Annotated in this window: 16 protein-coding genes; 12 read left to right on the forward strand and 4 right to left on the reverse strand. The window is 62.5% G+C overall.

Annotated elements, in window-relative coordinates; translation table 11 throughout:
• The 4 genes from J1M87_RS03470 (at nt 1) to J1M87_RS03485 (ending at nt 3,824) form a co-directional block, all read left to right on the forward strand.
• Complete coding sequence (locus J1M87_RS03470; RefSeq protein ID WP_206487839.1) at nt 1-321, forward strand: TIGR04076 family protein; 321 nt, start codon at nt 1-3, stop codon at nt 319-321.
• Nucleotides 321-1,340 (forward strand): LLM class flavin-dependent oxidoreductase, encoded by a 1,020-nt coding sequence (locus J1M87_RS03475; RefSeq protein ID WP_206487841.1) that lies wholly within the window; start codon nt 321-323, stop codon nt 1,338-1,340. Before J1M87_RS03470 ends, J1M87_RS03475 begins: the two co-directional genes overlap by 1 nt.
• The gene (locus J1M87_RS03480) at nt 1,337-2,344 is read left to right on the forward strand and encodes an LLM class flavin-dependent oxidoreductase (RefSeq protein WP_206487843.1); all 1,008 of its coding nucleotides are present in this window, start codon (nt 1,337-1,339) and stop codon (nt 2,342-2,344) included. The genes J1M87_RS03475 and J1M87_RS03480 overlap by 4 nt, the downstream gene beginning before the upstream one ends.
• Before the next feature lie 82 nt (nt 2,345-2,426).
• On the forward strand, nt 2,427-3,824 hold the full coding sequence (locus J1M87_RS03485; RefSeq protein WP_206487845.1) for an NAD(P)/FAD-dependent oxidoreductase: 1,398 nt from the start codon (nt 2,427-2,429) through the stop codon (nt 3,822-3,824).
• 69 nt (nt 3,825-3,893) lie between these two features.
• On the opposite strand, the gene J1M87_RS03490 is transcribed toward J1M87_RS03485, so the two are convergent.
• The 4 genes from J1M87_RS03490 to J1M87_RS03505 all read right to left on the reverse strand — a co-directional run bounded on the left by J1M87_RS03490 (nt 3,894) and on the right by J1M87_RS03505 (nt 8,388).
• Nucleotides 3,894-4,481: a TetR/AcrR family transcriptional regulator gene (locus J1M87_RS03490; protein WP_206487848.1), complete on the reverse strand. Its 588-nt coding sequence runs from the start codon at nt 4,479-4,481 to the stop codon at nt 3,894-3,896.
• A gap of 66 nt (nt 4,482-4,547) precedes the next feature.
• On the reverse strand, nt 4,548-6,248 hold the full coding sequence (locus J1M87_RS03495; protein ID WP_206487850.1) for an amidohydrolase: 1,701 nt from the start codon (nt 6,246-6,248) through the stop codon (nt 4,548-4,550).
• A 46-nt stretch (nt 6,249-6,294) separates the two neighbouring features.
• Nucleotides 6,295-7,662 (reverse strand): MFS transporter, encoded by a 1,368-nt coding sequence (locus tag J1M87_RS03500; protein ID WP_206487852.1) that lies wholly within the window; start codon nt 7,660-7,662, stop codon nt 6,295-6,297.
• Nucleotides 7,663-7,833: 171 nt separating this feature from the next.
• Nucleotides 7,834-8,388, reverse strand: coding sequence for a nuclear transport factor 2 family protein (locus J1M87_RS03505; protein ID WP_206487854.1), 555 nt, complete (start codon nt 8,386-8,388; stop codon nt 7,834-7,836).
• Between the two features lie 308 nt (nt 8,389-8,696).
• On the opposite strand from J1M87_RS03505, the gene J1M87_RS03510 reads away from it, so the two are divergent.
• The 8 genes from J1M87_RS03510 to J1M87_RS03545 all read left to right on the forward strand — a co-directional run bounded on the left by J1M87_RS03510 (nt 8,697) and on the right by J1M87_RS03545 (nt 15,321).
• Nucleotides 8,697-9,626: a LysR family transcriptional regulator gene (locus tag J1M87_RS03510; protein ID WP_206487856.1), complete on the forward strand. Its 930-nt coding sequence runs from the start codon at nt 8,697-8,699 to the stop codon at nt 9,624-9,626.
• Entirely contained in the window at nt 9,623-10,726 is a 1,104-nt protein-coding gene (locus J1M87_RS03515) for a mandelate racemase/muconate lactonizing enzyme family protein (protein ID WP_206487858.1), read from the forward strand. The genes J1M87_RS03510 and J1M87_RS03515 overlap by 4 nt, the downstream gene beginning before the upstream one ends.
• A gap of 43 nt (nt 10,727-10,769) precedes the next feature.
• Nucleotides 10,770-11,636 carry a catechol 1,2-dioxygenase gene (catA, locus tag J1M87_RS03520; RefSeq protein WP_206487861.1) on the forward strand — a complete coding sequence of 289 codons (867 nt, stop codon included), beginning with the start codon at nt 10,770-10,772 and terminating at the stop codon, nt 11,634-11,636.
• 5 nt (nt 11,637-11,641) lie between these two features.
• A complete protein-coding gene (gene catC / locus J1M87_RS03525; RefSeq protein WP_206487863.1) occupies nt 11,642-11,926 on the forward strand; it encodes a muconolactone Delta-isomerase in 285 nt (94 codons plus the stop codon).
• Between the two features lie 369 nt (nt 11,927-12,295).
• Nucleotides 12,296-12,592, forward strand: coding sequence for a hypothetical protein (locus tag J1M87_RS03530; protein ID WP_206487865.1), 297 nt, complete (start codon nt 12,296-12,298; stop codon nt 12,590-12,592).
• On the forward strand, nt 12,589-14,307 hold the full coding sequence (locus tag J1M87_RS03535; RefSeq protein WP_206487867.1) for an alpha/beta hydrolase: 1,719 nt from the start codon (nt 12,589-12,591) through the stop codon (nt 14,305-14,307). The genes J1M87_RS03530 and J1M87_RS03535 overlap by 4 nt, the downstream gene beginning before the upstream one ends.
• A complete protein-coding gene (locus J1M87_RS03540; protein WP_241256306.1) occupies nt 14,304-14,915 on the forward strand; it encodes an LppA family lipoprotein in 612 nt (203 codons plus the stop codon). The genes J1M87_RS03535 and J1M87_RS03540 overlap by 4 nt, the downstream gene beginning before the upstream one ends.
• Before the next feature lie 31 nt (nt 14,916-14,946).
• A complete protein-coding gene (locus tag J1M87_RS03545) occupies nt 14,947-15,321 on the forward strand; it encodes a hypothetical protein (protein WP_206488750.1) in 375 nt (124 codons plus the stop codon).
• The last annotated feature ends 592 nt before the right edge of the window (nt 15,322-15,913 follow it).

Here is a 15,913-nt window from a genome sequence, read left to right on the forward strand (position 1 = left end):
GTGACCGACGAAGAAATGACCCTGTTCGATCTTCGCGTGACCGTGTGTGAAATCAAGGGCCGCTCGGTGTGTGGAATGAAAGAAGGAGACTTCTTCGAGGTCCGCAACAGTGACCAGCTCTCACTTCCCGACGGACAAGCGTTCTGCTACTGGGCAATTCAGGCCGTGTTGCCGATGCTTCCCGCCAAGATGCGTCGACTGCCTGCATCCGACTGGCTCGAGCAGGACACGATGGCCTGTTGTCCGGACCCGGAGGAAGGACTGGTGATGCGAATCGACCGCATCGGCGAGATCACCATGCGCACGGAGGATCTTTCCTGATGGAGCGCGAGACGGAATTCGGCGTCGGGTTCGGCGGAACGCTTCCGCCCGGGGATTACCGTGAGCTGGCCTGCTCCCTCGAAGCACACGGATTCCACGTTGCCACTGCGTTCGGTGATCTCATGATGCAACCTCCCGCCATGGTGTTGGCAACTATGGCCACGGCCACGTCTCGTCTGCGTCTGGGGGTCGGATGCTTCACACCCTGGACACTGCATCCGGTAGAAATCGCAGGGCAGATGGCGTACCTCGATCAGCTCTCCGACGGGAGGGCGTTTCTCGGCATCGTCCGCGGCGCATGGTTGGATCAGCTGGGAATCGACACCACCCGGGCGTTGACTGCGATCGAGGACACGTTGGGGGTCGTCGAGGCCGTATTGGACGGTACCGGCCGCGGATACGACGGCACGACATACTCGGTGGGCACAGGTACACGTCCCTACTACCCCGTGCTGCGAACAGCGCTGCCGATCATGATCGGGACGTGGAGCCCCAAACTGGCCGCGTTCGCGGGACGACGAGCCGACGAGATCCAGGTCGGCGGTTGCGCCAACGCTGCAATGGTGCCGCTGATTCGCGGATGGGCCGAGCCGGGAGAGACAGCAGTCGGTAAGGAGCCGGGGTCCACCAGAATCGTGCTCACCGCGGTCACCGTCGTCGACGAGGACGGCGACGCCGCGCGCCGACGCGCCCGTACCGAGGCCGCCCTACCGATGCACGCAATCGCGGCACTGGACCGGACCGTCTCGATCGACCCGGATCTGCTTGCGCGCATGGGAACTCTGCTACGAGAACACCGCTACGAGGATGCGGGACGGCTGATTCCCGACGAGCTGCTGACGCATTTTTCCTTCTGTGGTACCCCGGGCGAGGTTGCCGAACAGGCTGCAGCTGCCTACGACGCCGGTGCGAGTCGGGTCGAATTCGATACTCCCTTCGGATTGACCGAGGCCGCGGGTATCGGCCTGCTCGGCAGCAAGGTACTGCCGATTCTGCGATCGCTCGGATACGGCTCATGACCGAGGTCGAGCAGTACGAGATCGGCGTCGGTGTCGCCGGGAGTTTCGCTCCACGGGACTATGCGCCCCTCGCCGAACGTCTGGAAGTGGCGGGCTTCGACGCCGTCACGGTCTTCGGCGATCTCATGTATCAACCCCCGGCACTGGTTCTGCACAGCATGGCCTACTCCACTTCCCGTATGCGGCTCGGAATCGCGGCCTACACTCCGTGGACGCAGCACCCGGTCGAAATCGCGGGGCAAGTGGCGCTCCTCGACGCCGCGTCCGGTGGCCGCGCTTTCTACGGTCTGGTCCGAGGCGCGTGGATGGAGCAACTCAAGATAGATCAGAGCCGCGCTCTGGCCGCGATCGTCGATACAGCATCGATAGTGACAGCGCTGTTGGCTGGGGATGCACGCGGTTACGAGGGAAAGGTGTACTCGCTCGCCGCGGGCACCACGGTGATGTATCCCGTTCTCCGCACCGAGGTCCCCTTGTTGATCGGCTCGTGGAGTCCGCGGCTGGCTGCCATTGCCGGGCGTATCGCGGACGAACTCCAAGCCGGCGGAAGTGCCAATCCTGCAATGGTGGAACGACTGTCGTCCATGGCAGAGGCGAGCGGATCAGCACGTACACCGGGCATCTGTCTCAACGCGATAGCGGTGGTCGACGAGGATGGAATCGCAGCTCGAGCCGCGGCGAGGACCGCCGCAGCTCCATACTTCGATGTGGTGGCAGCGCACGATCCCACGGTCGATCTGGATCCGGACTTGATGGCGCGCATCGGTGTTCTGTGCCGCAACGGCGATCACCGCGAGGCGGGCATGCTCATCCCCGACGACGTACTGGACAAGTTCGCGTTTGCAGGCACACCGCAGCAGGTGGCCGAACAGGCGGCGAGCATCATCCGAGCCGGTGCCCGCCGAGTCGAATTCGACACCCCGTTCGGTCTGACCACGGGCTCCGGCATCGGACTGCTGTGCGAGCAGGTGCTGCCCACCGTCCGCGCAATCTTGCGCAACTAGCCCGGCGCAATATCCACAACAGCTCCGACACAACATGTTTCGCTCCGCTGATCCCCCGAATCACACAGAAAGTTCACTCGACATGACTACCTCTACCTCCGCCACCCAGAACCCTCGCACGGTCGATTCCGACGGTAAGAAGGTCATCGTGGTCGGAGCCGGATTCGCCGGCCTGACCGCAACCCGAGAACTCGAGAACGCGGGATACGAGGTCACCGTCTACGAAGCTCGCGACCGCATCGGCGGCCGAGCGTGGACCGATTCACGGCTGGGCGGACACCAGCTGGAGATGGGGGCAACGTGGGTGCATTGGATGCAGCCGTTCGTGTGGACCGAGATCACTCGCTACAGCCAGAAGATCTACCCGAGTCCCGATATCGACAATGCGTACTGGGTCAGCGAGGGCACCGTGCATTCCGGGTCCGAGCACGATCTCGACGTGGCTCTGAGCGCAATTCAGGAGAAGATATTCGAGGGGTCCCGAGACTTCTTTCCCTTCCCGCACGAGCCGTTGAAAGTGCTCGACGATCCCAACACCCCGGACGAACTCCGCGCGCGGTTCCTCGCGGCCGATCAGGGCAGCGTCCTCGACTGTCTCCGCAACGGCGAATTCACCCAGGAGCAGATAGATCTCGCTGATTCGTACTGGTCTGCGGGGTATCAAGGATCGACGGCGACGGCGTCACCTCTGATGGCAAAGCATTGGGCATCGTTGAGCGATCACCGCAGCTCGCTCATGGACGAGCAGACACTTCGGTTCAAGCTCGTCGACGGCATGCGTGGGCTCTACGAGGCACTTGCGGCCGACATTCGAAGCAACATCACGCTGAACACCGCTGTGACTCGCGTCGAGCACGGCCCGACATCGTCCTCGGTGACGCTGGACGACGGAACCGTCGTCACCGCCGACGCCGTGATCGTCACGGTCCCGATCGGCGCGTTGAAGAACATCACCTTCTCACCGCCGCTGGGTAAAGAACAGCAGACCCTGATCCGTGACGGATCGAACTCCACCGGATTCAAGATCTGGGTCAAGGTTGCCGGTCACCACTCCGTCATCGCCGGAGCTCCCGGTGAGCACCCCATCTCGCTGCTGCGCGCCGAGTACTTTCTCGAGGACGAGGATGCCACGATCCTGGTCGGGTTCGGATCCGACCACACCACAATCGATCTCGACGACACGGCATCCGCGCAGAAGGCTGTCGACGTCTGGAACACCGGCATGCAGGTCCTCGACTGCGGCGGGCACGATTGGGCCGCAGACCAATGGTCGGGACAGACGTGGGCGACGTTGCGGTCAGGACAGTTCACTCAGGGCTGGAAGTCGTTCCACGGCAGGCAGACCCGGCTACGGTTCGCCGGTGCCGACATTGCGCGAGGGTGGAACGGAGTCGTCGTCGACGGAGCCATCGAAACCGGAATCACCACCGCACGGGCGTTGATTGCCGACCTCGGCGGGGACAACTCGGTCACTGTGTAACCCCAGGCAGGTGCGGCTCGGGAAGCGACGAACGACGCTTCCCGAGCCGCCGAGTTCACGCCCGCCGAGTCACTGTCGATGCCCGTCGAGAATCGCGTCGATCATCGTCAGCTGCGCTTTCCGTGAGGTACCGGTGTCCCCGAGCACTGCGGTGACCTGAAGGCCGATGATCGTGGTCATGATCAGGCTCGCATACACATCGACGTCGATATCGGTCAGAGCAGCGTCCTCGACTGCTTCGGTGAGGTGTCCGGCGATCCGTGAACTCCACTGACCGACGATGTCGTTGTTGGACTTCTCCATGTCCCGGTCGGTCAGCGCGCGCTGCCACAACGAGATGGCAATCCGCGCTTCGAGCCGGGTTTCCTCCGTCAACGGCATGATCTCGACACAGACCTTGCGGAGTGCTTTGAGCCCCCGGTGCGTTCCCACCGACCGTTCGATTCGAGCGTTGGTCTCTTCGAGTACCAATTCGAAGGCAGCGCGCAATATTTCGTCCTTGCCGGAGAAATACCTGCTCAACGCCCCGTTGGTGTACCCAGCTTCGGCGGCGAGGTCACGCATGTTGACCCCGTCTATCCCGCGGGCTGCGATGAGACGCCAAGCGGCAGCAACGATCATGTGGCGACGTTCGTCGCGATCGACAACCTTCGGCATAGCGTCCTCGTCTCGGGTGCGGTTGGTGACCAACCGTATCAAGACCAGGACGCCCCACCGGACGCGCTACTGCGGGGTTCGCTCGTACACGACCGTGCCGCCGACGACGGTGCGCAGCACCGCCATTGCGGGTATGTCGTGCGGATCGATCGTTTCCAAGTCACCTTCGACGATGGTGAGATCGGCAACCTTGCCCACCTCGATCGATCCCTTCCAGTCCTCGGCGAAGTCCTGCCATGCCGCATCGATCGTGTAGGTGCGCAGAGCCTGCGCCAACGTGATGGTCTGGTCGGGACCGCTCACCGTCCTCGACGCCTTGCTCTCACGAAGAATCATCGTGGACAGACCTTGTCGCCAATTCGGCATTGTCACGGGTGCGTCCGAACTACTCATCAGCCGGACACCTGCATCCGCAGCACTCCGATAGGGAAATTCGTATGCGGCCCGATCGCGACCGACGAATTCCGGTTCGAGGTCTGCGATGGTCCACTTGATCGTCGGGTTCATGTTGACGCCGATCCCCGCCTCGGCCAACCTGTCCAATGTCTCGCGAGAGACGAAGTCCCCGTGGATCAGATAGTGCCGCGGGTCGTCTCTCGGGTGATCGCGCTGTGCCGCGATCAGCGCCGATGCCACCGTGTCGATGGCTCGGTCTCCGGTCACGTGCACGCCCACCTGATAGCCCTCGACGTGGCCCCGGCGAATCATCTCGGTGACCTGCTCGACGCGCCGCTCGTCGGTTTCGCCACCGACACAGAGCGATCCGCAGCCCCCTCCGACGTACTCCTCGTGCATCCACGACGTCTTGCTCAGCGGAATACCGTCGGCGAACACCTTCACGCCGAGAACGCGGAACATTCGCGGGTCGGGACCGGTCGGCGGCTCGATGGATGCCAAATTGTCGGCGAATTCTTCTGCCGTACCGCTCATTCCACAGGGCAGCAGTAGTACCGATACGCGGATTCCGAGTTCGTCGGCTGCAGCCAACCGGGCGTAGGTGGCAAGACCGCCACTGCCCATGGCACCGCCTGCCAGCGCTTCCCCACCGGGTCCGAGTGCTGGATCGGTGAAACTCGTGATCCCCTCCCGCTGTAGCGAGGCTATGGCCGATCTGGCCGCTTTCTCGCGTCTGGCGTCGTCGAGGATCGGCAGAGCCGACTGTACCAACGACTGCGCGCCCTCCATGAAGATGCCCGTGAGCACTCCGTCGGCGTTCTTGATTGCGCGGCCGCCCTCGGGAACAGCGGTGTTCTCGTCGACACCGACGAGCTTCAACGCCGCCGAGTTGACCCACGAGGTGTGCCGGGAGAAGTCCTGCAGGAAGACCGGGTTGTTCGCAGACACCGCATCGAGGTCCCATCGGGTGGGAGACCGACCCGACTCATCCCGACATTCGTCCAGATAGCCCTCGTCCCAGCCTGTTCCGATGATCCACTCCCCGTCGGCCGCAGCGTCGACTGCTGTTTGCACGGCTCCGACGACGTCGGCGATCGAGCTCACCGTGGGGTAGGCCACGTCCAGCGACAACGGCGGAGTATCCAAACCGAAGGCGATCGCGTGCAGATGCGAGTCGTTGATACCCGGCAGGACGGTATTGCCTACGAGGTCGATCACTGCGGTATCGGGGCCGATCTGTTCGGCAACGTCGTCGTAGGTGCCGACAACTGTGATCACGTCACCGGTCACTGCGACGGACGACGTGATGGAAAAATTGGCGTCCACGGTGAAAACACGGCCGTTGATGTAGACCGAATCTGCGTAGTTCATGAGGTTCCTCGGGTGTCGTTGGCCTGATCCGACCAGATGATCGTCGTCAGGAAGCAGTAACCGCGTCTGCCGCGATTCGGTTACGCCGCAATCGAACCGGTGCTGTCTCGGGAAGAACCCACAGGCAGCTCAGCGAAATGATGCAGACGCCGGCCAGGTAGTAACCGATGTTGGAGGCGTCTCCGGTGAAGGCGACGATCCGGTTCGCGATCAAGGGCGCGATACCGCCGCCCAACACAGCGCCGACATGGAACGCGATGCCCATCCCGGTTTGGCGTTGCTCCTTGGGGAACAGTTCGGTGAAGAAGGTGTACATGGGTCCGAAAAGGAAACCGGTGGTGGTGAATCCGATCATCAAACCGAGAACAACCGACGTCACGGTACCCCACTGAGCCATGTGGAAGATGGTCAGTACTGCGGCGATGGTCGCCAGCGCGCCGCCCATCATCACCGGTCGGCGTCCGATCCGATCGGAGAGCAGCGAGGCGATCACCACAGCCACACCGTGCAGTATCAAAGCGGCAATGCTGCCGTACACGATATCGGTTCGCGGGAGACCCAGACCTTCGGGAGCTTTCGCAGTGGCGTAGGAAAGCATGAAAATCGCCAGCACGAACGTGGTGGAATTCAGCCCGACGTTGACGCCCGCAGCAAGCAGAAGTCGGCGCCAATTGCTTTTCACAACGGCCTTGAACGGCATTTGTGCGCGAACGGCTTCCTCACCGCGGTCGGCTACCATCTGCCGGAACACCGGGCTTTCGTGGACACCTCTGCGCACCCACAGCCCCAACACCAGAACCAACCCACCGAAGAGAAACGGAAGACGCCAAGCCCAGTCCTGGACGGTGTCTGCCGGAAGCAGTAGCACCAATGCGAACGATACGTTCGCAAGGATCGTTCCGATCGGCGATCCGAGGGCGGTGAATACACCGTACCGAGCTCGCTGGTCATCCGGCGCATGCTCGATGGCCAGTACGGCGGCGCCACCCGTCTCACCACCACGGCTCAGTCCGTGCACCAGCCTGAGCAGAACCAGGCACACCGGGGCAGCCACGCCCACCTGCGCGTACGTCGGAAGCAAGCCGATGATCAGGGTGGCAGCACCCATCCCGAGGAAGGTCAACTGCAGCGCGCGGCGACGACCATAGGTGTCGCCGACCCAGCCGAAGAACACTGCTCCGAGCGGGGCCATCAGGAACCCGATACCGAAGGTGGCCAGACCCATGAATGTGCCGAACCACGCATTTCCCGTCCGAAAGAACGTATCGGTGAAAACGAGTGCAGTAGCCGTTCCGTAAATCGCGAAGTCATAGAATTCCAGCGAGGTGCCGACACCGCTGGCGAAAGCAATTCGTCCCAGACTCGAACGCTGCGGTTCTGTCCCGGCCTCGGTGTTGTGTACTTGCTCGGACATCGGTATCGATCCTGTTCGGTTGGATGACCGCCGTACGGATGAATTACTCTCGCGGCGCTGTAGAGAACACTGTCGGCCATTCGCGAGCAATTTTCAGCGCAAGTTCACCGAAATAAAGGTTCCCCTACCCAGGCAATTCCACATCCCTATTGACAATTCCGATTCCATGGGTCAGGAACGCAGCAGCACCGATTCGCGGGGATACGCATCGGCGAAGTTGTTCGGTAGCGGAGCCACGAACACGTTCTCGGTGCGAGTCCGAGAAATCAGCCACCTGCCGTCGACCTTACGGAAGGCGTTGTTGAGCCGGCTGGATCGCAACAGACTCTTGCCGTCGGCAAAGAGCCAGGGCTGCATATGGATCCATTGGCCGTCGGCTGTGTCGCCGTCCACGTGTATCTGTTCCGAGGTGAGGTAATGCGCGTTGAGCAACAACGCAGGATCGGTTTTCTCACCCCAGAAGCGATTGAAGTGCGCCCTGATCGCATCTTTCCCCTCGGCGCGGCCGAACTGGCCGTCGTAGTACTCGCCGACCCCTTCCCACACGGCATCCTCGGTGTACAGATCCAACACCAGCTCGATGCGGCGAGCATCGTCGTCCACTCCGAATTCGGGACACGGCGTATCGCACAGGAACATGTAGCGCGCTTGAATGCGCCGGATATCGGCCTCGGACTCCAGAACTTCGAGACGGGCGGACAGCTGTGCGATGGTGGGGTCGGTCATATTCGGTCTCCTCGGCGGTTTCACGGCATCTGCTTCCTGTCCTCGACGCTATGCCGGGCTCGACGATGCCGATATACGAAGATCCTTCAGCGACATCGGCTCTCTGCCCGAGCTGGATTTCTCGAGTGGCGTGCCGGATGAACAGCGCGCCACCCGAGCGTTGTTCGTCGAACGCTGTCAGGCGGCCAGCCCACGACGACATTTATCGCTATCGCTTATCAATCACCCACAAATAGGTCTTTGTCATCTATGGATTCGGCCCATAGTGTGGTCAGGGTCACCGACAGAACACACAGGAAGGCTCGGTCATGGAACTACGGCACCTCTATCACTTCGTGGCCGTTGCCGAGACTCGACACTTCGGGCAGGCCGCCACCCGCCTACATCTGGCCCAGCCGGCACTGTCGCAGTCGGTGCGGCAGTTGGAGGCGGAACTCGGTGTGACTCTGTTGGCCAGGACGACTCGTCAGGTGAGCTTGACCCCTGCGGGAGAGTTCTTCTATCGGGAGACCCTTCGAAACCTGGACAACCTCGAGCAGAGCGCACGAGGAGTACGGCGGATCGCAGAGGGGCGATACGGGTTGGTGCGCATCGGTTTCACCGGTACCGCCGCTTTCGACCAATTGCCCCCTATCGCACGCGCGATCAAGCAGAGACTGCCAGGCATCGCTCTGGAGATCCACGGGGACCTGCTCACCCCGGCGCAGGTCGACGGTCTACGCTCGGAGCATCTCGATGTCGCAGTGCTGCGGCCACCGGTAGCCGGCGACGATCTGGTGCTCCGCAGAATCACCACGGAATCATTGGTGCTCGCATTGCCCGTCGATCACCGGCTCACCACCGAAGGTTCACTCGACGTCGCCGATCTCGCCTACGAGGACTTCGTCATGTACGCCGATACCCACTCGGTCGTCAACGAAGCCGTGGTGACCAGTTGTCGCGCTGCAGGTTTCACCCCGAGGCGCGAACACGAGGCCCCCGATACCTCGGTCCTGCTTGCGCTCGTCGCGGCCGGCCTAGGGGTTGCGTTGGTGCCCGAATCGGTACGCGCGCTGCAACTGAACGGCGTCGTGTTCCGCGATATCGCCGGCGCGAGCACTATCGATCTGGCATTGGCCTGGCAGCGCGAGCGGCCGTCCGCACTCGTCGACGCGTTCGTCGGTGCCCTCGAAGACGCGGGCGTACTGCCACCCGTCGAATCATCAGTTCCGTCGTCACATTCGAAGGACATGCCATGAAGATCGTCGCCGTCGACGCGATCCCCTATTCGATTCCGTATCGAAAGCCGTTGAAATTCGCCAGCGGTGAAGTCCACGCTGCCGAGCACGTACTCGTTCGGGTCCACACCGATGACGGTGTGATCGGTATTGCCGACGCACCACCTCGACCTTTCACCTACGGTGAAACCCAGCGCGGTGTCGCAGCGGTGATCGAGACCCTCTTCGCCCCCGCGATCATCGGACTCACCCTCGTCGAACGCGAGGTCGTGCATGCCAAACTGGCTCGTACAGTTGGCAATCCGGCGGCCAAGTCCGCGGTGGACATGGCGATCTGGGACGCGCTGGGGCAGACTCTCGACCTGCCCGTGACCGAACTCCTCGGCGGGTACACCGACCGGATGCGAGTGAGCCACATGCTCGGGTTCGATTCTCCGGCAGCGATGGTCGACGAGGCCACCACGATGCGGGAGCGCTACGGGATCGGCGTGTTCAAGGTCAAGGTCGGACGGCGGCCGATAGACCTCGACATCGCTGTAGTGCGAGCCCTCCGTGAAAGCCTCGGTACCGAAATCGAACTGTACGTCGACGGCAATCGTGGCTGGACCGCCGCCGAGTCGGCACGCGCGATGAAAGAGATGTCCGATCTCGGACTCACCCTCGCCGAGGAATTATGCCCGGCCGACGACGTACTCGGCCGCCGCTGGCTCGTCCAGCAGCTCGATATTCCCTTTGTAGCAGACGAATCCGCGACCACACCGGCCGAGGTCACCCGCGAGATTCTGGGCGGATCCGCCACCGCGGTCAGCATCAAGACTGCGCGGACCGGATTCACGACATCTCTGCGAACCCATCACCTGTGCGAGGGCCTCGGTGTCGATGTCGTGATGGGCAACCAGATCGATGGACAGCTCGGCACGGCCTGCACCGTTGCCTTCGGTGCGGCGTTCGACCTGACATCACGTCGGGCCGGCGAGCTCTCCAACTTCCTCGACATGGCCGACGACCTGCTCACCGAAAGTCTCGAGATACGCGACGGCACACTCAGCGTCTCGCCGGGATCAGGACTCGGTGTGCGCATCGACCCGGACAAACTCGCGAAATACCGTCTTGACCAATGATTTTCAGCCCACAAGAGTGCAACTTTGATACGAGGAGTACATCATGAGCATCGACCATGCAGCATCGACAGACCTGTCCGCCGAGGTGGCGACCGCAGCCGCATCGGGCGCGAACGCCACCCAGCGCTTCGTCTCCGATAAGCAGGCGGCTGCCGATACCCCACCCGAGCGTGTCAGTCTCCTTGCTCGCCAGGTGCTCTCGGCTGTGCACGAGACAATTCGCGAACACAAGGTGACGTACGACGAGTACAACGCCCTCAAGGCATGGCTGATCAGTGTCGGCCAGACCGGAGAGTGGCCACTGTTCCTGGACGTATGGGTAGAGCATGTGGTCGAGGAGGTGGCCGGCGAAACCCGTGAGGGAAGCAAGGGCACCATCGAAGGTCCGTACTACGTCCCGGGTGCACCCGAACTGGGTTCGAACGCGACTCTGCCGACCCGCGACGGCGAGAAGGGAACGCCGCTGCTGTTCCAGGGGCGGGTCGAAGCCGTCGACGGAACACCGCTGCCGCATTCGGTCATCGAGATCTGGCACGCCGATGACGGCGGTTTCTACTCGCAGTTCGCACCGGGAATCCCCGAGTGGAACCTGCGCGGCACAGTGACCACCGATGATCAGGGCCAGTTCTGGATTCACACGATGAAGCCTGCGCCGTATCAGATCCCGACCGACGGTGCCTGCGGAAATCTCATCTCCGCAGCCGGCTGGCATCCATGGCGTCCGGCGCACCTGCACCTCAAGGTTGCGGCCGACGGTTACCAGCAGATCACCACTCAGCTCTACTTCCCCGGTGACCCGCACAACGACGACGACGTGGCCGATGCTGTCAAGCCGGAGCTCATCCTCGATCCTCGGGACACCGACGGTGGCCAGGAAGTGACGTACGACTTCGTTCTCGACAAGGCCTGAGCGACATGCTGTTTGCAGTGAAGATGGACGTTGCTCTGCCACAGGATCTCGATGCCGACGTACGGACCGATACTCTCGCCCGGGAGAAAGCCTACTCGCAGCAGCTGCAGCGCGACGGCGAGTGGGTGAGCATCTGGCGGCTCGTCGGCCAGTACTCCAACCTGAGCATCTTCGACGTGCGAGACAACGAGCGACTGCACGAGATTCTGTGGAACCTGCCGTTGTTCCCGTTCATGAGCATCGAGGTGAGCCCATTGGCCCACCATCCGTCGGACATCTCTGCGCTGTGACAGGCACGTGCCCGGTGCCGGATGGCAACGAGATCCGTCTCTGCGCACAAGGTTGACCACTCCCCTGCACCGTCGGGTACCACTCCCGGCGGTGCAGGAACCTTCGTCTTTGATCGTTCGAGTACCACCGACTCGAAATTCTCCAACAGCGTGTTGGCTCAACCCCAGCGCATGTCCCGACCGCAGATTCGGCGCGGTTGCCTACAACGGTCCGGCCTACAACTGCACCGGATGACTCGTCTCGTCAGACACCTTGGTCACAGCCCGATCTGCAACCCGTTCTGGCACTGTTGTTCGTCGTCGACGTGTTAGCCTGCTGGCGATATGGCGCTGGTCCGACCGCGTCGATGGATCGCTGGGGGGCGAGAAGTGGGCGAACTGCTGGCAGTCGATGTCGAGGAGCTTCGAGCACTCGGTGGAACACTCGCCGATACGGCAAACACGATCGCCGGAATCAGCGTCGCTGCGACGGTCACCATGCCGGGATCGCCGATAACCCCAGCCTCCGAGCAGAGCACCAAGACCACGGCCGAGGCCTACTCACGCATCGCCGACAACGTCGCCGAGATGTCGGCGGCGTGCGAGGGGAACGCAACGAGTTACGAGGACATCGACGAGGCGTTCAGTTCTCAGTTACAGCGCTACGGCGGCGGGGCGCTGCGGTGACCACCATTTCGCACGTGCGAGGTTGTCAGCCGAGCACGATGCTCGACTACGCCACGGCTCTGCGTGCGTCGAACAGTACGTTCACAGACCAGGTCCGCCGGATGGATCGTGCGGTCGACGCGACGATGGACAAGTGGCAGGGCGAGGCGGCAGCAGCCGCGTCGGCGCGCAGTCTGTCGGAAAGCCTGGTCGCCTCGCACATCGACACGGCCGTGACCGCCGTCGCCGAAGCACACGCCTCCCACGGAGCCGTACTCGACAGCATCCGTACCGCGCTGCTGGCCATCGTGGACCTCGAGGCACCCGGTGTCGGCATGTCGGTGTCCGACGACGGCACCGTGACGGCCCCGAGTGTTCCGCTCGCTGGCGACATAGTTGTCTCGATGCTGCTGCAGCACCGACTGGACGCGCAAGTCGACGCACTCCAGGTACGGATCAAGGCACTTCTCGTTCAGTTCGGAGAAGGCGAAATGCAAGCGGCGCAAGCAATTCGAGCAGCGCAACAGCAGCTCGATTCGACGGGATCGCCCGGGGCTGCAACTATCAGCCCGGTCGTATCGGACATCATCAGCGGCACGACGTCGCTGCCGTCGGACCCGGCGCAGTTGCACGAGTTGTGGTCCACGCTGTCCCCGGCCGACAAGGACGCACTGTTCGCCCACGACAACTACATCGGCAACCGCGACGGCCTACCCGTCGTCGACCGTGATCACTACAACCGCATCAAACTCGACGACGAGTTGGCCCGCGCCGAGGCCTGCGACCCATCGGTGTCGGATCGGCTCGTGGACCTACAGGCCGTCCGGGACACCATCGACAAGGACCCCAACCGGATGCTGATGCTCCTCGACACGCAGTCGGGTGCGCAGACGCATGCGGCAGTAGCGGTCGGAAACCCGGACACCGCAGATCACGTGTCGATCACCACGCCGGGTTTGAACACCACCGTCGGCGGTGCCATCGGCGCCATGACTGACGAAGGCGAACAGATGAAGCTGACCGCAGAGAAGCAACTCGACGACACGGTCGACCATGTGGGTGAGACGGTGTCGACCATTGCGTGGATCGGTTACGACGCACCGCAACTCGACAAAGATGACTACTTCTCCGAGGAGAGCCTGAAGGGGGCGATCCAGGTGGCGCAGCCGTGGAACGCTCAGGCCGCTGCGCCCGACCTGTCGCAGTTCTACGAGGGCATCGCCGCGTCGAACTACGACGGTGACCCGCACCTGACGGCGGTCGGGCATTCGTACGGGTCGTTCACCACCGGGCTTGCGCTGCAGGAGACTCCCGAGGGAATTGTCGACGACGTGATGGTCTACGGGTCCCCCGGCCTTGGTACCGGCCACGACTTCGTCGACAGCAGTCTCGACAAGCTCAACATCGCACCGGGGCACGCGTACGAGATGACCGCGCACGACGATCCCGTCGCGCACATGAACCGCTTCGGCTGGAGTCCCGGTTACATGTCCGAGTTCACCCACCTCGATACCGATGCGACGACGACCGCCGATGGTGTGGCGCGCCAAGGAGCGACCGGACACAGCGAGTACTCGAGATCGGGAGACAACGGCGAACTACGTACGTCGGGGTACAACACGGCCGTTGTCGTCGCCGGGCTGGCCGATGTGCCAGGCCAACTCGTCATCGGTGACTCTGCAGTGAAAACCGGAGGAATGGACCTTCTCGATGGCCTGATGGATCTGACCCGATGATGCGCAAGAGACGAACGACCGATGCCCGATCACGACGGTGGATGACGGCACTGACCGTCGCCGCAGTCCTCACGCTGACAGGATGTGGATCCGACGTGCTCGATGATCCGTACGAAAAGTCCAGCCCGACCGTGACGGCGGACTCAGCTGCGATCCTGGAATCGCTTCCGTCGCTCGAGGACACCGAAGTGCAGCTCGAGAGCACTGTCATGCAGATCGGTGCCTTCGTGGACACCCTGGTGCCCGGTATGAAGTGGACCTGGATTCGCGAGCGAAGTGTCGGCGGCTGCGGTCGGCCGTTCGATGGGACCGACGGTGACGATGTCCAACTGAAGAACTATGTGTCGGAGGGGCCGATCCCGGATGCGGTATGGCCGCAGGTGTTCGAACACGCCAAGGCACTCGCTGCCGCAGTGGGTGCGACCGAGTATCAAATCTTCCATGACGATCCCGGCCGACACCAGGTTCGCTTCTACAGCCCGGAACGAACGGCCATCTTCATCGGCAGCACGGGTGCCGTCATCTCCGCGAACACGGGATGTCGTTTGCCCCAGGCGAAAATGCCGGGGGCACAGGCTACGCAGCCTCCGGTGACGCTGACCCCGTGATCATCTGCGCATCGAAGGAGTCCAGGTGACGATGTCCAACGGTGCATTCGACGAGCTGGGCGCGAAAGTGCAACGCGCACAATCGGTTGTGCGTGAGATTCGTGGCGTCGGGAGGGTCGGTGGCATCTCCGTCGAGGTCGACGCCGAGAACCGACTCGTCGCACTGCATCATCCAGATGCCGACATCATCATGGCTGCCTATCGAGCAGCGCTACGCGACAAGCAGCCACAGTTGGACGAGGCGATGCGGGATGTCCTCAGCGACCCCGATACCCAGGCAATAACCTCGTTCGTCGACAGCAACGCCGCCCCCACACAGGCTGAACCGGCCCACCCGGCGCAGACTCTCGACGACGACACCTACTTCCACAGCATCCGACAGGACCCGCTCGGTCGGAATCGTTGAACAGCAGCGCAGCCGATCGACGCCGCCGACGTCCGTACCCCAACGCTCGGATAACTCGCAGTGGCGCACTGCATCCTGGCCAACTCCGAACCGAAGACCAGAAGATCGGCGGCCACATGCGATGCGGCCGGCACACCCTCCCAAGATCCTCGAGGCCAGCATCGATCAGCTGATCACCTCGCTGAACTGGGTTTACTCGCGGAGCACATCCTGGACTTGTTCGTTCACCTCGCTACCGTTCGAGGACGGAACCGGTTTCATCTACTGCTCCGCAGTGTTGCCGCGCGCATCTGTGTGCCGCGACCACCCTGTGCGCACCGAGTAGCGAGCTGCTGCGCGACGTCCTCGCGCAGAGGTCCGAGTCGTTTCACTGCTGAACGTTCGTTTACGCGTTGTCTTGCAACGACTTATGAACGCCGTGGTCTGCGGATCAGCGCAGCCATGCGGTCGTTCTCTGCACTCGCGGAAGGTGAACTCCAGGTGTTGCATCCCCCAGGCACTTGGCAATACCGTGTGGTTTGTTCAAATCATTAGTTAGCAGTGACAACATTGAGAGGACCGTGTGTATGCACCTCATCGCAACGAAGAATTT

The organism is Rhodococcus sp. KRD162, assembly GCF_017168335.1.
GTDB lineage: Bacteria > Actinomycetota > Actinomycetes > Mycobacteriales > Mycobacteriaceae > Rhodococcoides.